Source organism: Marinicella rhabdoformis, assembly GCF_009671245.1.
GTDB lineage: Bacteria > Pseudomonadota > Gammaproteobacteria > Xanthomonadales > Marinicellaceae > Marinicella > Marinicella rhabdoformis.
In genome coordinates, this window is sequence record NZ_VTFS01000001.1 from 1182606 (window position 1) to 1203145 (window position 20540).

The following is a 20540-nucleotide window of genomic DNA, read 5'->3' on the forward strand; positions in this document are numbered from 1 at the left end:
CAAAAGGCCATTTTCCTAAGACGATATTGAATTGAATGAAAAGTCGTTGCCTGTGTGATTTTTTACATGACAACGTCCGCATTTTTCTGTAACATTATTTAACTTTAAATAAGACAGAGGGGAAATCAAGTGAATCACCGCAAAACATTTTTAGCTGTAGCTTTAGCAGCGACATATATGGGCTCAGTTTCAGCAAAAACTGAAGTCTTGGCTTTCAACAATCAAGTTGAGTTTTCTGGACTCAACCCTGCAAACCATTACCAAATTGAAATTAAATTACCCAATGGTTCATTAAAAACCCTACCATTTCATTCTGCAGAGACGTTGTCACTGGCGGCCACTGATTTAGATATGAAATCTCTTCAAGATGGCCAATACAAATATCAAATCAGGTCACTCAGCAAAGAAAAATCATCTAGAAATGACGGCTCAGCGAACACCATCACCAAGCCAGCTTCACAACCAGACTTAAGCAGTGGCGTCTTCACGATCAAAAACGGTCAAACCATTACTGATCAGGACGATGAAAATCGTGATCAACAAATCCTAGATGACTTGATTGTTGACGGTTCGGCTTGTATTGGACAAGATTGCGTCAATGGTGAGTCTTTTGGTTTTGACACTTTACGATTAAAAGAAAACAACCTGCGCATCAAATTTCAGGACACCAGTAACTCAGCCAGCTTTCCAAGCAATGATTGGCAACTAACCGCCAACGACTCAAGTAATGGTGGTGCCAACAAATTTTCTATTGATGACATAGACCATGGCAGTACACCTTTCACCGTTGAAGCGGGCGCACCGTCACATTCATTGTATGTAGATGATGGCGGCAGAATCGGTTTCGGCACCTCAACACCTGTAGTCAGAAACCATTTAGTTGATGGTAATACACCCACAGTGCGTTTAGAACAAAATGGCTCGCAAGGCTGGAGTCCACAAACTTGGGATGTCGCTGGTAATGAAGCAAACTTCTTCATTCGTGATGTCACCAATGGGAGTAAATTACCATTTAGAATCAAACCAGGCGCCCCCAACGATGCATTTTTTATAGCTGCTGACGGAAAAATTGGTTTAGGTGACAGTACACCAGATGATTCATTGGATGTTGAGTCTGGCAGTATAGTTGTTCCAAATGGAAGAGTTGGAATAGGTACAGAATCACCAACTAATAGGTTGCATATTGCCAACCCCTTGAATGCTGGCATAACTCTAGAAAGCCAGTCACTTGGTATTTCATGGAAATTTGTCAATAAAGGCAACTTATTTTCAGTATCAAAAGTGGGAACATCATCATCTGAATTTCAGGTTTTTGATACAGGAGCAATGATAGTCGGGGCTGGTGGTGCAACACCAAACTTTGATATGGATGCTAGTGGAAACGTAGTAATACAAGGTGCCTTAACCCAAAATTCAGATGTCAATACAAAAGAAAATATACAATTGGTCAATACATCTGAAGTTTTGAATAAGGTTATGTCTTTACCAATTTCTGTGTGGAACTATAAATTTGATGATGATTCAGTTAAGCACCTTGGCCCCATGGCTCAAGATTTTTTTGAGCAATTCAACTTAGGGCATACTGAAACCAAAATTGCTACCATTGATACTTCGGGTGTTGCCTTGGCTTCAATCAAAGAATTGGGCACGCAACTGGCTGATAAAGAAAAACAAATCAATTCTTTAAAAGAAGAAAATCAAATTTTAAATGACAGACTCACCGCGATTGAAGAAAGGCTAAAGAATATTAAATAATATTTTCTCAATTAGGCGGCTTAAAAGCCGCCTATTGTTTTTAACACTTAAATTCTTCTTCTATTTCTGGCATTAAAGGCAACTGTGATTTCAACCATTGATATTGTTCTGATAGCTTATCTTCATCTGAAGTAACATGATCTAAGAACTCAGGGTGTTGAAACCATTTGTGATAATGCACATGGATCAAATCTTTAAACTTAGGGTGGTTTTCCCTGTTATTCATAATAGGTCTGAAAGGGATAGGGTAATTATATGTTTCTGGCAAAACCTGCAAAAACTCTTGGTATCTTGTTGCTGTCACCGCCAAAGCCACTTGATCCAGGCACCTAAAATCATCACCATCTCTTGAAGTCCAACCAAAAGGTCTTAAATCAGACTCAATAATTTGAATAAAATCATCATACCATTGCTGAAAAAATCCCTCCAACTTATGAGCCCAAATAAATCCAGCGTTAAAATAATTTCTAATCAATTTGGGGCGAACAGTTGTCCAAATAGAAGGTTCCGGTAATTCAACCCCACATAAACGATACACATTTTGCCAAAACACATCATTCGGATCATTAACTCCTTCTGTACCTGGTCCTTTGTTATCAACAGGGCGCAAAAAAAGTGATGGTTCTGTCAACACAACTCCTGTGGATAAACTGTTTAAAAACACTGTATCAGTATCAGAAAATAAAATTGATCCATTTGTTGCTTGCTTGCGTTCCAAATCTAAACAGGCCAATAATTTATTTGCTATAGGGTATAAAATGAAATCTTCATTGATCTTTTCATTGTTTGTGTATACTCCTTTTCCCTCTAAAGCTGTTAATGTCTGATGACTTGGCTGGTTATTTTTCCTGGGACAATATGCATGAAGTTTAACGTGATCTTTTAGATTTTTATTGATTGAATCCACCAACAAAAGCGACTGACACTCTAAAATACCTTGCTCTACACATATTACCATATCCGTAATTTCATTCATTTTTTAACTAATTTTTTGAGATATTCTGGAAAGTATAAGGTTTTTACTTATAATACAAGAATTTTGTTTAAATCAACCATGATATACGTACTTACCATCCATTGGCAATCCGAAGCATGGATTGACATTCAATTAGAATATTTAAAAAAGCACATCAATGAACCATTTAAAGTATTCACTTTTTTGAACAATGTACCAAATTACAATAACCATAAAAATAAATTTGATTACTCATCAAATGAAAATATCAAATCTCATCCAATCAAATTAAATTTACTAGCTGATTTAGCTTCTTTTGACTCAGAAGATGAAAATGATTTGTTGATGTTTATTGATGGAGATGCATTCCCAATAAATTCAATTTCTCAGTTTAAACAGAATGTATTATCAAACCACCAGCTTGCAGCAGTTCAACGACTTGAAAATGATGGTGACACTCAGCCACACCCTTGTTTTTGTATGTGTACTGTCAAATTTTGGAATGATATACAAGGGGACTGGAAAGCCGGCAAAATAACTTGGGATGATAAATATGGGAATAAAGTTTCTGATGTCGGTGGACAAATGATAGAAAGAATGAAAACCCACAATGTTGATTGGTATAAGCTAACTCGAACTAATAATCATAGTTTACACCCCTTATTATTTGGAGTATATGATAATTTAATTTATCACCATGGCGCTGCATTCAGAGTTCCCGGCACACGAGTCGATAGAAATAATGTTAAAAATTATAACGCCAGACTAAAACGATTTAGGTTTGCTAAAAAAATAATGCCTAAAAAGCTAGCAAGGAAATTATTTTTACCCTTAAAACATGAAGTGACTAAAAACAATAAAAACAGTGCTTTAATTTATAAAAAAATTCAACAAAACCACTTATTTTACACTGAACTTGGTGAAAAAAATGATTGATGCAATAATTATATTAGGTATGCACCGAAGTGGCACCAGCTGTCTGACTGGTAGCTTAAAAACTTGTGGTTTAAATTTAGGTTCCGTTTCTGATTTCAACAAATACAACCAAAAAGGCAATCAAGAAAATCCCGAAGTATTTAGATTGAATGAAGCACTGTTGCTTCACAACCAAAGTGCATGGAATAAACCAAACAAAAAAGAATTGGAGTGGGACGAATCATTTGAAAAAAGAAGAGATAATGTCTTAAAAACATACAATGACCTACCTAAACCTTGGGGGTTCAAAGATCCCAGAATGCTGTTGACCTATAAATTCTGGCAACACAGCTTACCAAATCATTCATTGATTGGATCTATTAGACACCCTAAAGCCGTAGCTATGTCATTGGCAGCGAGAAAAAATTTAAGCGTGCCAATGGAATCAGGATACAACCTTTGGAAAGTATACAACCAAAATTTAATCAAGATTTATCAAGAGCGACCATTTCCTATTGTTAATTTTGACGCTCCAAGATCAGATTACATAAATCAAACCGAATCTGCATTCGAAAAACTTGGTTTGACAGTCAACACCAGTAATAGTTTTTATGACCAATCTTTAAAAAATCAAACCAGTTATAGTATCGATAACTGCCCCTCAGAACTTACAAACTTGTATCAGCAATTGCTGGAAATGGTTTAATAGCGATTACCTACAACAAGAAATCTCACCATCCATTTAATTCTAAAAGCTGACATAAGTAACATTTTATCTATAAAATAAACCGATTAGATATACATTAACTTCTTAAACTTTTCATATGCTTCACTTTTCATTAATTTTAATTAAAAACAGTCTTCTGCTGGTGAGAACAATTGAAATATAGACCGGATATTGATGGTTTAAGAGCACTGGCTGTTATTTCTGTCATTTTTTATCATTTAGATATTCAATTGTTTTCGGGCGGGTATGTTGGCGTTGACATCTTTTTTGTAATATCAGGCTATTTGATTACCGAAATCATCATTAAACAAATAACTTCCAAAACTTTTTCTTTCAAGCAATTTTATTATAAAAGATTCAAAAGAATAGTACCCATATTGGTTTTTACAATGTCTATGTCTTTTTTTGTCGCTTATTTTGTTTTGTTACCTAAAGAGCTTGATTCGTTTGCCAAATCAATTATTGCTACTCTTATCACGGTACCAAACATTTTTTTCTGGACACAAACAGGCGGTTATTTCGAACTCAACGCAAAATCCCTACCATTGATGCATACTTGGTCACTAGGAATCGAAGAACAATTCTATATGTTTCTGCCGTTTACACTGTGGCTCTCAAACAAATATTTTAACTTTAAAACCTGCAGAAAGCTTATTGTCATATATTTTATCTCTTCTTTATGTCTAAGCATTGCCCAAACTGAATCCCAGCCTGAACTTTCTTTTTATATGATTCACACCAGAGCTTGGGAATTATTAGCTGGGGCTTTGGTGTCACTTTACACGCAAAAAAAGAAACCCATCACACCATATTTAGCTGAGTTATATTCTCTAACGGGAATCTCAATGATCTTTTTCACAGCACTTACTTTTACAAACCAAACCATATTCCCAGGGGTGCATGCCTTAATCCCTGTTTTGGGATCCGTGATGATTATATATTCCGGCATCCATAACTCAAATACAATAATAAACAAGGCATTAAGCATAAAACCTTTGGTATTCATTGGCTTAATATCTTACTCATTATATCTTTGGCACTGGCCTGTTATTGTTTTTAGCCAGATGATTTACACCGAGCATAATTCTGTCAATACAATACTATTGTGTTTGGTTACAATTTCTATAAGTAGTTATTTCTTTATCGAAAAAACCTTTCGTGAAAATCTTACACGTGCAAAACTAATAATTCTTTCTTCACTCATTTTTTCATTAATTGCAATATCACTTATTGCAATTAAATTTAAAGGCATACCTTCTAGATTATCCAACGAAGTCCTTGATTCATTAGAGACAAGTCAATACATGCCAAACCACAGAAGCTGTCACAGGTTACTAAACAAACAATTTTTAGAACACAAATACTGTACATTTGGCGCCGATAACAACCAACCCAGCTTTGTTCTGTTGGGCGACTCGCACGCCGAGGCTCTTAAATTTGGTTTATCAGAAGCAGCAACTGCAACAAACACTTCGGGAATTCAATTAACTAGAGCAGGTTGTAGGCCTCTTCTGGGGGTATATAGTAGAAAAAATAGAGAATGCCAGAAATTTATCGATATTTCTTTAGATATTATCATCAAAAATAAATCCATTAAAACAGTGTTTCTTGCTGGGTATTGGTCCGTACCTTATCATGGCCATGGGTATCGCAATAAAAGACTCAAAATATACGATGCTTTTGCTAATGAGTCTGACACCTATACCAATGAAGTTGTTTTTATAAAAGGCTTTGATCGATTGTTAAGCAAACTGGTTTCTGAAGGAAAAAAAGTCTATTTATTAGCAGACACACCTGAACTTGGGTTTCACCCTAGGAAAATATATAGTCGAAAAATAATGCTAAACCAACCACTCTATTCAATGACAGCAGAAGTTAGTTATGGAATAAACCCCTTGATTAAAACTCTTGTTGAAAAGCACAAAGATGCCGTTACTTATCTTCCAATAGATAAAATTATTTGCCCAACTCCTTTCTGTCATATAATCAAAGAAGGAAAACTTATTTTTAGAGATGGTGACCATATTTCGAAATACGGATCATCGTTACTTAGCAAATCTTTTGAAAATATACTTAAATCAATCCAATAATAAATCGATAAATTTTTTGCGGTGTAACTTTAGATGTAAACTATAAGCATAGCTTATTCTCTTTATCATATATTGAACCAATCTGTTATGAATCAAAAAAAAATAGTTAGCTTTCTTATTGTAGGAGCTCAAAAAGCCGGAACATCTGCATTAGACTACTACCTGAGAAATCACATTGAGATTCAAATGGCTTTAAGAAAAGAGGTTCATTTTTTTGACAATGAAAAAATATTTAAATCAAAAAATATTGATTATAGCGAATATCATGATTATTTTGACTGGTCTGATGCAACGCTATTGAGGGGCGAGTGCACCCCAAATTACATGTACTGGGAATGTTCAATGCGAAGAATATTCCTTTACAATCCTAAGATTAAAATTATTGTTTGTTTAAGAAACCCAATAGATCGAGCATATTCAAGCTGGAATATGGAAAAAAATAGAAACAATGACCACCTCTCATTTATCGATGCACTTAGACAAGAAAAAGAACGATGTCGATCAAACCTTCCATTTCAAAACAAAAACCACTCCTATATAGACAGGGGTTACTACTCAGAACAAATCCGTAGAATTAGGCGATATTTCCCAACCAACCAAACTTTATTCATTAAATATGATGATTTACTAAATAACCAAAATGCAGTTTTAAATCAAATATCTTCTTTTTTAAACATCGGGCAATTCACCCTAACTGAATTTGTTAGAGTTAATTCAATTCAATATACTAACCAAATGAATGAAAACGACAGAGCCATTCTAAAGAAAATATTTAAAAATGAGATTAAGGAACTTGAATATATGCTCGGCTGGGATTGTAAATCGTGGCTACAGTAATTTTATTCTACCAACACCCACAAAAGACTCACCTCATTGACTGAACAATAAAATTTCAGTTAAAGTTTGAGACTTACTCAAAACCGATCCTGTACAAGCAAAATTATTGAAATTGATGTAAGCTAAATCCAACCCAAACTTCTACATATCACGCTACCATATAGAAAATATAACATAAATTATAGAAATTGAACTTTATAAGGCAGGCTGAATTATCAATATTTCTCAAACTTTACCATTTGTTGCCCTCTTGGGTGACCCCAATCTCCAATCAATGTTGTCTTAAGCCCACAATTTGAACCCATTCTTTTGATTTCATCAACTGAATAATGAAACGGATCTTGGTCATAATGGGTGACAATATTACCTGGTTGATGACAGATTGGTTTAAGTTCAATTGATTTTTCACTGATAAAGAAAGTCGAAAAGTATTTTCCATTGGGTTTTAAATTTTCAGACACTCGTTGTAGACACCTTATGATGTTATTGACTGGCAAATGAGTAAAAACAGACACTGAAATCATATAATCAAACTTGACTTCAAACTTATGAAACTCAAACTCGCTGTTCAGCATCAAATTTGGGTTTCTATCGACCAAATTAGCACGGTTTATCTCAATTTCAGCAGCAGCCAATAATGAAGCATTTATATCCATCCCATAGTAATTTGAAGCGTTTAAAAAAGGAATAAACTTCACTCCACCTCTCAAACACCCACAACCAATATCTAGTAAGTTATTATGAGCCTCTAGACCATTTCTAAGCATAAATTCAAATTGCAACTGACCAATTTGCTTCCAAAGTCCACCTACTTTCAAACGATGAACCCTCTGTTCAATCTCCTCTTCGCTCAACTGATAATCATATTTGTTAATTCTTCTGGTTGTCGAAATTTCATTCATTTTAGTCTCCTTATAACTTTTATATTTTTTATAGCATTGTGAGTTTTCACAATAGATTGCCTAAAAAAATTTATGCCTATCAATATAAATTAAACTTATTTTTAGTAGTTAGAAAAGCATACCGAGGTCTTTTTTTAAATTCGAATTGATCAATTAAAGCTATTTTAACTAAAGCAAGACTATGAAAAACATTGATATATAACATACCTGCTAATCTTATAGTAAAGCCAGATGCAATTATTCGATTTTAAAATAGGTTCAAATTTTGAGTGTTCCTCAAAACTGCAATTAGTTTTATAGCAGTTAACTTCTCTATAACTTACATTTAATCATATTATAATCTGTAAAAATTCCGACTTGTTGGAAGTAGCATAAACCCTTTTTTCACACACTCCAAAATAAAAATATCCGAGTTTTTTTGAATTTTTTTATCGGCAATATAGCTTATAATAAAGTTTCTTCTCTAAACTGATTTTTATGACCGCCTCATTAACCAAAAACAAAATAGAAGAGATATGTCGTCAAATTACGCCTGATCATATATCCGGAGTTGAAAGTTTCGTCGTGTTTCTCGGTCATGCACACAGCGGGCATAGTTTGATTGGAGCTTTACTTGACTCACACCCTCGTGCTGCAATAACCAACGAAATCAATGTCGCGAAGTTATTGGTTGATCATGATTTAAATTCTGAACAAACTTTGTCTTTACTCTTGAGTACCAGTTTTGAAAACCAGCACCCTGATGCATGGAATAATACAGGTTATAGTTATAAAACGACAACCGGCTTTCAAGGTAACACGACACATCCCTTAGTTATCGGTGATAAGAAAGGTGGTGGCAATACAAGAATTATAAAGAAAAACCCCCAAGTGCTAGAACGTTTACATAAGTTATTTGGGGGGAAATTAAAGTTCATTCAGGTTATCAGAAATCCTTATGACAACATTGCAGCATTTTCTCATTATTGGCAAGAACCCATAAACATCAAACATGTAGAACGCTATTTTGAAAACTTAGAAACAACTCAATTTATAGAGTCGACTGGGATAGGGAGCTTTTATAAACTTGATTATACTTCATTCATGCAAAATCCAAAATTAGAATACACTAATTTATTAAAATTTGTCGAGCTCGAAATCAATGAAGAATTAATTAATTTAACTTTAAAAATCGTCAATAAAACTGAACATAAAAGAGCTAAGAAATACGATTGGCCACCGGATATTCTTGCAGCAATTGAGAAAAATATAAAAATTTTTAATTATTAGTGACCGATAATTAATTCTACTGTCGTTATTAGTATAATATACAAACTTTTAAAGAGGAAAATAAAATGAAGAAAACATTATTAACCGCAATGATTCTAGGAAGCTTTCAAGCTTTTGCTGGTGGCACATGTGATAACACAAATTTAAATGCTTGGTCTGTTGTTACTGCTCCAGATGCTGGTGCTTTGACTGTAAGTGCTGGTTCTGCAATGGCTGGAACTGATTGCGGCATGGAAGTTGCTGCCAAGGCAGCTCGAAACAGAAATTTTGTACAAGATTCAAGTCCAAGTGCAGAGCAACGTTACAGAGCTGCTTTCTATGTTGACCCTAACGGTATTAACTTGCCAACAACTAATGCCAACAGAAAGGTAAAACTACATATGGCTCAATGTACTGCTGCAATTGGAGCATGTCCATTCAATGGTATCGTACAAATTAAATTAGCTGCTACAGCTGCCAATGGTTACGTTCTAGATAATTTTGTTATCGATGGTGCCGGTAATGACGGTACTAAACGCTTTACTGTAGACATTCCTGATACTGGCGCGACCAGAATAGAATATGACGTTGACTTAACTACTGGTAATTTTAAGTTTTGGGTTAATGCAACCTCTGAGTCAGATCCAGCAGCAATTAATTTAGTTGATAGCATGCCTGTTGACTATACTGGCTTAGATATGTCTACTCATGCAGGCGTACAAAGAGCTCGTTTAGGTTTTATGAACTCTCCAGCCAGGGTTCCTCTTGATGAGCCTGTATACGTAGATGAATTTGAATCTCGTAGACAAACCTTTATAGGCCAATAAAAATAATATCTGATATTATTTATAGTGTTTTTAAAACCCTTTCAGCTTTGAAAGGGTTTTTTTGTGCACCATGATATTACTTTAGCCAAAAGGATAATTCCAAATAAATAAATAATACTGAATCCCAATATATATAGATCACTATCCAATGACTTTAACCATGGAATAAATGGCTTTCGAATAAAGCCATTAATAAGAAACATATAAAGAGAAAGCTTTCCAACTTTAGCTATAATAGTTTCAGATGTTTTGCTTAAGCCACTTATTAATGAATGTGTATACAGTGAAATAAAAACAATAGATATGCCTGAAAAATACCACGCTATTTTATAAAAATGGCCAAGTAGAAAGATAAGAAAAAAGAAAAGAAAATGCAATTTTTTAATTTCAAAATGCTCTTTATTTGCTAGATACAACCCTAAGCAAAATTCAGGCAAATGACCTATTGCGTTATATAATATAATTTTCTTGCCAGATAAAATTATATAACTGTAAGCCAGAACTGAAATTATTAATAGAACACTATTACCGTATTTCTTACTCAACTTATACAAAAAGGGGAAAATTAAATACAACTGAATAATTGCCGCAAAAAACCACCATGGTCCCACTGGTGACAGTCCATAACCAGGAATATTAATCGCCAACAGCTTTAGTGTAAGCGCATACCAATTTTTATCCCATATTTTTGCAACCGTTTGATTATTGACTAAATATTCAAAAGCAAACCAAAAAAGTACCACTAACAAAAATGCTTTGTAAAGTTTACCTGCATGGTGAATTATAAATTGAGGGTAATTTATATCCCGTTTAAGATATTTTTTTGCTAAGCCATATGCGCTAAGAAAAATAAACAACTTAACACCATAATGACCATAAAATGATATGATAGCTCTCAATGAGTCTCCAGTATCATTCAATATAATATGATATAAACCTTCTGATTTAAACCTTTTAAAATGAAACTCATTTTGAGACGGCAATGGCCTGATATTATGCACAAGGTTGTGAATAACAATACATATTATTGCCCATCCCTTTATAACATTAGAGTCTTTTATTCTTAAATTCATTTTCACTGATACTTTATGGATTCAATTAAATATTTACAAAAACTTTTGATTACTTGTTTTTGTCCATTGTTTTTATTTTTATTTCTAGCAAGTTTGATACACAAAGAATTGATTGTATATTTTTTTTCTGGTGTCACAAAAACTAGACTGTTTTTATATGATTATTCATTAATAACAGAAACTATAATATTATCATTGTTTTACTTTCTGACCCTTTTTATTTCTTCTAGGGTTTTATTCAGTATGCTTTTTACCATATTGACTTATTGTTTCTTTGTTTCAATTTGTGCCCTCAAGATTTATTATTTGGATACACCTGTTCTTCCCATTGATATCATACAAATTAGGGAGCTTTTACAATCAGAACATTTGATGGCAAGTTTTATTCCCATTCTTCTGGCTGCTGTATCTTTTATCTTTCTTGTTTCTGCATTTGTATATAAATATGACAAACCACTGATTATTACTCAAAACAAATACTATTTATTGGCGTTTTTATTACTAGTCACTTCCTTATTTTTAACCTTTAAGTCCAACATCAATCAAAACTTAAGGAAAAATGGAATCTTTTATAAAAAGAATTCATACCTACCAGCTCATTACCTTACCAAAGGTATCGCTACATCTTTTTTTCAAATTCTATTTTTTAGTGAAAACTACCCAAAACCCAAAGGCTATTCTAAACTTGCAATTCAAAACATCATTAATAAATACCAATTAAATGTCAAATCCCACACTCCCAAAATATCACCTAATTTAATTATATTGATGGTTGAGTCGCTTACCGATCCTAAATATTTTGGCTGGAAAACTAATCAATCGAACATGCAGACGCTTCATAAATTGACCAATGAAGGGCGTCAATCAACCGCCTATTCGCCTGTTTACGGAGGTAAATCAATCAATGCCGAATTTGAACTTTTAACAGGAATGTCTCTTCGATATACTAACCCTGAATCTTTGGTTTATAGGGAGTCAATTAAACAGCCTGTTCCTTCAATTGCACAAACACTCAGAAACAACAAATATAATACATTTGCATTCAGAGATGAAAGAATTGGAGAGTTTGGTTTTAAGAAAATTTATGATGAGTTAGGTTTTGAGCATACGTATTCGTTTGTAGACAAGGGTCACCAACAGGACCCAACAGGCAAATATACATCCAGCATTGCAATTGCTGACAAAATTATTGCCACAGTAGAAGAAAATGCACCCGCTTTTGTATTCACGTTTACCATGTCTTCTCACGCCCCCTGGAATGGGAAAGAGTATGATTCTCAGCTAGACTTCCTCTACCCTAAAGGAATCTCCAAAAATGAAAAAAGAAAAATGAAAGGCTACTTGAATGCAATCAACCACATGGATAAAGGGATTGAAAAATTAATTCAACACTTTAAACTTTCAGATAAACAAACAGCTCTACTGGTTATTGGTGACCACCAACCACACTTGAAAGTTTATAATAAAAACATAAAGACTCAATTAGTAAACAACAACATAAAGCGAGTGATTAAAAAGCACTCACTCCCCTACTATTATTGGGATAATTTCACAACTACTAAACAGTTATCCAGTGTACCCATCAGCTTTAACTTCGTTTCATCATTGTTGTTAAACCAGTTGCAAATTAAATCTTGTGGTTTGCTTAAATTCAATGCTTATTTCCATCAATTTTATGAGGTATTTGGCTCATATATTAAATTAAGTAAAAAAGGCAACAATTCTATTGAATTTGACACCCTAAAAGCTGATTATGAATTATTACAGTATGATGTTGTATATGGGGAAAACCATCAAAATTATTTATTGAATAAATCATGCCAATCAAAATCACAGGCTATATCAAATGAAAGATAATTACATTAATGAAGCCCCCATTTTATTCATAGTTGGCTTACAAAAATCTGGCACTACATTATTAAATCGGTTGATTTCTAGTGTAGATGGAACCATTGATCCATTTAAACCTGAAGGTAGATTCTTTTGGGGAGATTTCCCCCCATTCAACCCAGAATTGCCACCTTGTGGAGAGCTCTTTCAAAAATCAAAAGGCTTATATGGACACCATTTGACTTCTTTAGATTATCTGCCTCAACACAAAGAAATACTGATAAAAAAAATTAATGAAATCACTGATCACTATAAGCTGTTAATAAACAAAAACCCTTATAACTCCGTAAGAATTGACTGGCTCAAAGCCATATTCCCAAATTGCAATATAATTGGCATTATTAGGAACCCTGTTTCAAACATTTACTCTCTACAAAAAAAATTTTCACTTCATGAAAACTCTGGCTTTCCTCCAGAGAACAATTGGTGGGGGGTAAAACCAAAGCACTGGAAATCACTCATCAACAAATCAGATTTGATCAAACAGCTATCATTACAATGGAAAGCCATTAATTTAGAAATTTTAAAGAACAAATCACACATATCAGCTTTGATAGACTACAAACATCTCTGCTCTGAACCGGAGCTCACTTTAAATAATATCCTTGATAAATATAATCTTGAATTTGATTTGAATGGCATCAAAATTAACCACCAAGACAATGAATTTAAAACAGGCAGTAGGCTGCTGTCCAAGAACAAGGAATTTAACCATTCTGGATTTACATTAGAACTGACTGAACAACCAATTGAGTCACCGCCATTCAACAATCAAAACATCTCTGAAATTGATCAAATTTGCGGCCCATTATGGAGTCAAATTAAATCTGAATTTATGTGTAAAAGTTCCGACTTAATCTGACACTTTGCTATTTTAAAGGTTGCAAAAAAGAGAGTTACCCATTTTGATGTAACTACGACATTAATCAAAACATAAATAGGTAACTCTCATGATTCATACTAACGAAAAAATCATTAAACAGTTCGAAGTCTCCCATGGGATAAAGTCAGCTTGTTAAATTTAGCCAATGAGATAGAATCGCTGAATTCTGTCATCAGAAAGCACTCAAAAAACGGAAATTATTCCCAACTGATGACGCAGCCAAAAAGATTATTTACTTAGCCATAACCGATTCATCTAAAAAATGGACCATGCCGATTCGCAACTGGAAATCAGCTTTGAATCGGTTCGTGATAGAATTTTAAGATCGCTTTAGCGATTATATTTGAGATGGCGGATACACAGAATTATTTACAGGGTCTATATTCTGGGTAAAAATACTCAATATTTTTAAATTCATTGTTTAACAATGTAGCTTCCAATTTTTTTTTATTCTCAGTTGAATAAAATTCATTGTTGTTTTTGTTAACTATTTCCTTGAATTTAAAAGACTGATCCAAATAAGGGTTTAAATTGAGCTGTGGCTGGCACACCAATTCTTCGTATTTTAGGGTGCTTATTGCACCCTCCATTTTCCTGTATTTGTAACAAAACCAATCATAAATTTGAATTTGTTTCATCAACAGTTCAGGAGCATTAACCATGTCAGATAACGACTTACTGAATTTTAATCCAGACTGCACACGACCTTTACTCACGGGGATATTCAAACTCAACCAAGAACAAATAGTAGACACTGGATCCCTTATTATTGCTATCACCTTAAAAGGATGCACCAACGACTCTAAACAAGAAGTAAATAATAAATTGTTTTTTATAATAAAAACTTTATCAAACATGCTGTTGTTCAGGGTTACCTGTGTCTCAGTAGAAACCTTTTGGATCAATGTTTCACCATTCGTAACGTCCCTTTTAAAGTAATTATCTGGCAATTCATGTGAATCTTTTTTTACCCTTATCATGACTGGTTCACCGATACTAATTTGATAACGCAAGGCATCGATTTTTAAAATTAATTGATTGGTTACATCAGCTTTACAATTGGCATTCTGTTTAATTTCCCTCATAAACGAAGGCTCGCTAAAGCAGATATTGGCTTTGTTTTTAGACAACAAACTCATAACCAGTGAAGTGCCACTTCTTGGAATACCTGTGATCAAAACATTTTCTGCTTTCATTCTTTTAAAGTTATTTCTACAACTTTTGCTTCAGGCTTGATATGGATTAAACCATCGAATAATCCAATATATCGACCACCAGTAATGCCAGACATGACCTGTTTTGAAATTTTAACTGCGATTAATGAGTCGCTTGCAAAGGATTTCATGTTAACAATAATTTGATTTTTTTTATTTTGAATTTCAACGGGCATGAGATTGATGGTTTTATTAACATAAAAATTAACATCTTTTGTTGGTGTTAACAAGACCTCTTTAGAGTTTTGAAAATCATGACAATATGATAATAATTTTATCTTATTCTTTGTATACTCCGCGGTGGCATTCCTCACTTGCCAATCAACATTTTCCACCTTAAATATAATGCTTGACTGCGCCCCCCTAAATAACAAATCGCTGCGGTGCTTATTGTTTCCCGGTAAAATTGAATGCTTATCTTCTGATATTTGAACATCATTATTATTCACACTTAATACCATTTTTTTGTTGCTATCCACTTTCTTAGAAACTGCTATTGAATTAGCAACAAATTTCTGTGGGAATCCATCTAGCCTAAGGGAAAACTTAATGTATTTTGAATTTTTAGAAGGTGATTGAAATTCTGGAATTATTAGACTGAACTCAAACAGACCATTGTTTTGATTTTCAGGGACAATTAATTCAGATTTGAACAATTCTTCCTGAGTTTCATTATAAATAACATACTGAATAGAGCCTTTTGCAGAATTAAGTTCTTCTTCAGACAATTCAAATTGTGCCTTAATTAAGTATGTATCTCCAACCTCAGTTCTGAAATAACTTCCTCTTGCCATAAAGTTATGCTTAGTGAATTTGTGATTTGGGAATTGAACCATCATATGGTTTTGCTTTGAGTTACTTTGGTTAAGAAATAAACCAGAAGCTATAGAATCTCTCTTAATTTCACGTGGCAACAATTGATAACCTACTAATCGTTTTGTTCTTTTACCAATGAAAAACAGCTCTGTGGTTAAATCAAAAGTATGATTGTCATTAATGACTGTTTCATCATTTTTATGAGTAAAAATTTTCGTTGGTTTTTCACTCAAATAATGATTTCTTAATTTGTATTCAATATTATCTGATATTTGACCGTGCCCGTAGTAATAATTACATTTTCCATTGGGATCAAATGATGTGGGTTTTATAATTTTATTTGATAAGTTCATAAACCCAAATTCATCAAAAAATTTATTTTCTTTGGCACTGAAACACCTTACACTTAATCCTTTGCTGTTAACTGTAAAGTACACACCACCCAAGTGCCCTTGACCAAAAGGCCCCCATTTATTCGGAGGGTTAAATCCACCTATCCGCCCATTTGAAACATACAATCTACCCACTTTTTTAACCACTTCATACTGATGGTTGTGTCCATGAAACCAACCTAATACATTGGAGTGTTTATCTAAAATTTTAAGAACTTCTTTGCTATTAATAACTACTCTGTAACCATTTTCATTGTTGTCAAATGTTGTGCCTTTAATGCTGTTGTGAGAAAAAATTAAAGTGGTTTTATTTTTATTTAATGACAGATCATGCTCTAACCATTTAAGGCTTTCTATGTTGATTAAAATGGTATCTGTCAGTTGAGGTAAAGATACAAAATGTATTCCCTTATAGTCAAAACTATAATAAGGCCTAAAATTCATGCTACCTATCTTAGCTGCTGTTAATTCTGTATCTCTGGGACCTTTTCCTAATTCGTGATTACCTGGAATATAATGAAATAAAGAGGTGGAAAATTGATTAGCCATTTTTGACAGCCAAACATTCCTAGCAACATTTCTTTCTTCTTCATTCAAATAGCCATGATGAATATCTCCAGTGTCAAAAACCAAATCTAAATGATTAAACCTAGATTTTATCACTTGGATGGCTTTTGACTGTTCGTCAATGCTCGGCTGATCTTTCCCTCGCCAACCTATGTGTGCATCAGAAAAAATAAAACCTGACACTTCTTCTACACCACCTTTAATCGACTTCGCTCGCAACGAGGTTGGTAATAATCCAGCAGTAGAAGAGGCCAATATAGATGATTTTATAAAATTTCTTCTTTTCATTGTTTGTCCTTATAATCACTTTCTTTTTTGTTACTTAAAACAAAACGTGGACGTGCTTTTATTTCATTAAAAATTTCAGCCAAGTATTCACCAATCAATCCTAAACTGAAAATTATCACACTTCCAATGCCTAAAATCAGTAAAATCACTGTAGGAAAGCCTTCAGCCGATGACCCATTTATTTTTTTTACTAAAGTATCAATTGTCATAACCAAACTGAAGAAAAATAAAAACAAGCCTAACCAAGTTATGGACTTTAATGGCAAGTCACTGAAACTTAAAATCGTGTTTTTAGCATATTTGATTAGCTGCAAATTTCCCCAACTTGTTTTATTTCCTGGTCTTTCATTTATTTTAATATTGATGTTCATAGAATTGTAACCAAGCCAATTTACTAACCCTCTATAAAACTTATTTTTTTCAGGCAAATTAATATATTGTTTGACCACACAAATATCTAAAAACTTAAAATCTGTGTGGTTTTTGAGATTCATTCCACAACTGAAACTAAATACTTTATAGTACAAATGTATAAGCGCGGACTTAATGAAAGGTTCTGTTTGCCGAGTTTCTTTAAGTGCATTAATTATATAAACATCCTTATTATTTTTCCAAAACTCTATCATTTTGGGAATTGTGTCAACAGGATGCTGTAAATCTGCATCTAATGTAACCACTGCATCACCTGTGCAAACATTAAATCCAGATTCAATAGCAGCCTCTTTTCCGAAGTTTTTTGTAAAACGAATTCCTTTAACTTGTACAGAACTGTTTTCTATTAATTCCTCAATGACCTCCCATGTTTTATCTTTTGAACCATCATCAATGTATATTATTTCAATTTTTCCATTATTAATGCCTATCAATTCATCATGCAATTCAGCCAAATTTTTCTCTTCATTCAAACAGGGAATTACAATTGATAATTTGTCTAACACCCGACCACCTTTATTCATAATCTATCTTCGTTTCCGCTATACTCTTGATGATAAATATCACCATCTAACACCTCTGTGTAATCATTTTTAAACTTCTTATTAAAAGAAACCAACTTTTTAAATTCATAAACATACGGAAAAAAGTGTACATGCAAATCAAAAGTATATTTATAAGGACGCTGTTTTGGTACTACTATTATTAGATTTGACTTACACACTCTTCTCAATTCGCTCAAAGCTGTATGTATGTCTTTTACATGTTCTAAAGTGTGGCTACAAATAACTGTATCAAAACTGTTGTCACTAAAAGGTAGCTTTGTCACTGAAGATGAAATGAATTCAACGTTGGGAGAGTTGATTTCAAAGTGTTCACTTTTAACAAAATCAACACCTGTAACTTGATGATTTTCCTTTAATAAATTAGTTAAAAACCCCCTTCCACACCCTGCATCTAAAACCTTTTCTCCACAAATGTTATCCATAATTTTTTTGATACACTTTGAATTTAAATCTGTTAGCCTAGAAAAATGAACTGAAGATGTTTCTTTATAAATTTTAGAAATTTCATCATCATCTAAATTATTAAAATTATTTTTGAAATTAAAAAACGCCTTGCTTTGTTTTCCAAAAATCACTCTAAATGGCAACCACATAAACCACTTCTTGTCTCTTAAAATAGGTGGTATACATTCATCTAATATAAACCTTATGGCATTAGTCAAATTTCTTGAAAAATTCATTTAATAATTAGTTTGTTATTTGAGTTGAGAACTATTGAATTTACAGGGTAAATCATAACAGATGCATTATGGCAGTCTATAATTTGTTCAGCCATGCCAAATCGTTTTTCTATTTTTTCTTGTTTAAAACCACGGCCATCAATACTGTTAACTATAAAACCCGAATAATTTTGGTTAAACCTTTGTGTATTATTTACAGTTAAATCCTTTGAAAAATTCATTTTATAAGGGTCTACTTGAATTTTTTTTGATAGAAAGGAATAATGCCTTGCAGCCCAATAGTCTCCAACCAAATTAATAACACCCAGTTTTTCCATAGATGTGTCAATGCAGTTCACATGATTTGGATAAAATGCACCATTGACTTCTTTTCTCGGGGCACTCCATACTAAACCAATAGACACCAACACTATTATCAAAACCCCTATTTTTTTTGGAATTTTTTTTGCAAGCTGCGGGATACAACAAAATGAAAACAATATAGGGGCAAACAAATAAGGAAGCATATACCTCCCTAAAACATTGCGATCGCTTAATACCAATACCGTCAGTGTAACAGTCAATGACAACAAAAGAAATGGCAGCCAAATTTGTTTATTATCTGACTTAAAATAAGTAATCGTCCCTCCCAAATAAAATAAACAAGATAAAATAAAAATAGTGGGATATTTATTTAATAAACCAGCAAGAAATACATTGATTTTTTCAATGCTAGGGTCGAATAATTGATCTATTTTATATTCTGGGTGAACTATATTGTTATTTAAGAAGTGATGAATAAAGGTAGCAACTAAAATTACCAAAATAAATTGACTTGCAAATACTAGTATCCTTTTTTGCATTGCTGACTCACTATTATTCCACACCATACCACTCCAAATCAAACAAGGCAGAACAAAGTGAATTAAATACAACTGATCAGAAAGGCTTTGAAAAAATGCGAAAACAAATAACATATTTTTCTTTTCGCCTTTATCTAAAAAGCAATTAAAGCAGTATAGTGAAAAAACGCATATCAAAAACTCCAAATAATGATGTGCCGTTTTCATTACGACAAAAAATGGATGGTATTGTTGAGTAACTATAATGCCTAAAAACAAGATAGAAAGAGAAGTAAAAACCGCTGCTTGATCAAATGTGAAAAAAGACTTATACACAATAAAAACCAAAAGGGTTGTTAGTGAAATTTGGATGATAGAAAACACAAATATACTGATATGCGAGTCGAAAAAAACACCTATGATGTAAAAGATAAGAATATCAATAAAACTGGCTGCTCTGCTGAAATTCCAATGAAACAATTGTGTCAAATCACTGTTAATGTTTCGTACTAAATCAGGAACATAAAGTGCATCAGCATTATAAAAGGCGCCCATTTTGAATCCGCCTCCAAAATAATATAAAAAAATCACAATTAAAACCAACAATGTGGTTATTAAAGGAAGCAGTTTGAACTTATTCATAGACAATATTTCTCAAGTCT

At 33.2% G+C, this 20540-nt stretch carries 17 protein-coding genes and 1 pseudogene; 10 read left to right on the forward strand and 8 right to left on the reverse strand.

The features are described 5' to 3' along the window. Positions 1-129 precede the first annotated feature (129 nt). A complete protein-coding gene (locus FET73_RS15480; RefSeq protein ID WP_154222843.1) occupies positions 130-1755 on the forward strand; it encodes a tail fiber domain-containing protein in 1626 nt (541 codons plus the stop codon). 40 nt (positions 1756-1795) lie between these two features. Here the strand turns inward: FET73_RS15480 and FET73_RS05210 are convergent, their stop codons facing one another. Further along, entirely contained in the window at positions 1796-2731 is a 936-nt protein-coding gene (locus tag FET73_RS05210) for a hypothetical protein (protein WP_154222844.1), read from the reverse strand. Between the two features lie 78 nt (positions 2732-2809). Between FET73_RS05210 and FET73_RS05215 the strand changes: the two genes are divergently transcribed. From FET73_RS05215 to FET73_RS05230, 4 genes are all read left to right on the forward strand, one after another. Next, positions 2810-3646, forward strand: coding sequence for a hypothetical protein (locus FET73_RS05215; protein WP_179952115.1), 837 nt, complete (start codon positions 2810-2812; stop codon positions 3644-3646). Continuing rightward, the gene (locus FET73_RS05220; RefSeq protein WP_154222846.1) at positions 3630-4331 is read left to right on the forward strand and encodes a hypothetical protein; all 702 of its coding nucleotides are present in this window, start codon (positions 3630-3632) and stop codon (positions 4329-4331) included. The genes FET73_RS05215 and FET73_RS05220 overlap by 17 nt, the downstream gene beginning before the upstream one ends. Positions 4332-4504: 173 nt before the next feature. Further along, positions 4505-6442: an acyltransferase family protein gene (locus tag FET73_RS05225; protein ID WP_154222847.1), complete on the forward strand. Its 1938-nt coding sequence runs from the start codon at positions 4505-4507 to the stop codon at positions 6440-6442. Positions 6443-6529: 87 nt separating this feature from the next. Beyond that, positions 6530-7279, forward strand: a complete 750-nt coding sequence (locus FET73_RS05230) for a sulfotransferase domain-containing protein (RefSeq protein ID WP_154222848.1) — start codon at positions 6530-6532, stop codon at positions 7277-7279. A 215-nt stretch (positions 7280-7494) separates the two neighbouring features. Here the strand turns inward: FET73_RS05230 and FET73_RS05235 are convergent, their stop codons facing one another. Further along, positions 7495-8181 (reverse strand): class I SAM-dependent methyltransferase, encoded by a 687-nt coding sequence (locus FET73_RS05235; RefSeq protein WP_154222849.1) that lies wholly within the window; start codon positions 8179-8181, stop codon positions 7495-7497. A 477-nt stretch (positions 8182-8658) separates the two neighbouring features. Here FET73_RS05235 and FET73_RS05240 point away from each other — a divergent pair, with 477 nt between their 5' ends. Both FET73_RS05240 and FET73_RS05245 read left to right on the forward strand, forming a co-directional pair. Further along, positions 8659-9450: a sulfotransferase gene (locus tag FET73_RS05240; RefSeq protein WP_154222850.1), complete on the forward strand. Its 792-nt coding sequence runs from the start codon at positions 8659-8661 to the stop codon at positions 9448-9450. Positions 9451-9515: 65 nt separating this feature from the next. Further along, positions 9516-10256, forward strand: a complete 741-nt coding sequence (locus tag FET73_RS05245) for a hypothetical protein (protein WP_154222851.1) — start codon at positions 9516-9518, stop codon at positions 10254-10256. 41 nt (positions 10257-10297) lie between these two features. Here the strand turns inward: FET73_RS05245 and FET73_RS05250 are convergent, their stop codons facing one another. Next, positions 10298-11329, reverse strand: coding sequence for an acyltransferase family protein (locus tag FET73_RS05250; RefSeq protein WP_154222852.1), 1032 nt, complete (start codon positions 11327-11329; stop codon positions 10298-10300). Between the two features lie 306 nt (positions 11330-11635). On the opposite strand from FET73_RS05250, the gene FET73_RS05255 reads away from it, so the two are divergent. The 3 genes and pseudogenes from FET73_RS05255 to FET73_RS05265 form a co-directional block, all read left to right on the forward strand. Then, positions 11636-13186, forward strand: coding sequence for an LTA synthase family protein (locus FET73_RS05255; RefSeq protein WP_218944264.1), 1551 nt, complete (start codon positions 11636-11638; stop codon positions 13184-13186). Next, the gene (locus FET73_RS05260) at positions 13176-14081 is read left to right on the forward strand and encodes a sulfotransferase family protein (protein ID WP_154222854.1); all 906 of its coding nucleotides are present in this window, start codon (positions 13176-13178) and stop codon (positions 14079-14081) included. The genes FET73_RS05255 and FET73_RS05260 overlap by 11 nt, the downstream gene beginning before the upstream one ends. A gap of 165 nt (positions 14082-14246) precedes the next feature. Continuing rightward, positions 14247-14425, forward strand: a pseudogene (locus FET73_RS05265) (transposase); the annotation flags it as partial. Positions 14426-14467: 42 nt separating this feature from the next. On the opposite strand, the gene FET73_RS05270 reads toward FET73_RS05265, so the two are convergent. Genes FET73_RS05270 through FET73_RS05290 form a run of 5 tightly spaced genes read right to left on the reverse strand, consistent with a single transcriptional unit; the run spans position 14468 to position 20520 of the window. Continuing rightward, entirely contained in the window at positions 14468-15298 is an 831-nt protein-coding gene (locus FET73_RS05270; RefSeq protein ID WP_154222855.1) for a sulfotransferase, read from the reverse strand. Continuing rightward, a complete protein-coding gene (locus tag FET73_RS05275) occupies positions 15295-17379 on the reverse strand; it encodes a metallophosphoesterase family protein (RefSeq protein WP_154222856.1) in 2085 nt (694 codons plus the stop codon). Before FET73_RS05275 ends, FET73_RS05270 begins: the two co-directional genes overlap by 4 nt. Then, positions 17376-18335 (reverse strand): glycosyltransferase family 2 protein, encoded by a 960-nt coding sequence (locus FET73_RS05280; RefSeq protein WP_154222857.1) that lies wholly within the window; start codon positions 18333-18335, stop codon positions 17376-17378. The genes FET73_RS05275 and FET73_RS05280 overlap by 4 nt, the downstream gene beginning before the upstream one ends. Next, complete coding sequence (locus tag FET73_RS05285) at positions 18332-19057, reverse strand: class I SAM-dependent methyltransferase (RefSeq protein ID WP_154222858.1); 726 nt, start codon at positions 19055-19057, stop codon at positions 18332-18334. The genes FET73_RS05280 and FET73_RS05285 overlap by 4 nt, the downstream gene beginning before the upstream one ends. Continuing rightward, positions 19054-20520 (reverse strand): hypothetical protein, encoded by a 1467-nt coding sequence (locus tag FET73_RS05290; RefSeq protein WP_154222859.1) that lies wholly within the window; start codon positions 20518-20520, stop codon positions 19054-19056. The genes FET73_RS05285 and FET73_RS05290 overlap by 4 nt, the downstream gene beginning before the upstream one ends. Positions 20521-20540 lie beyond the last annotated feature (20 nt).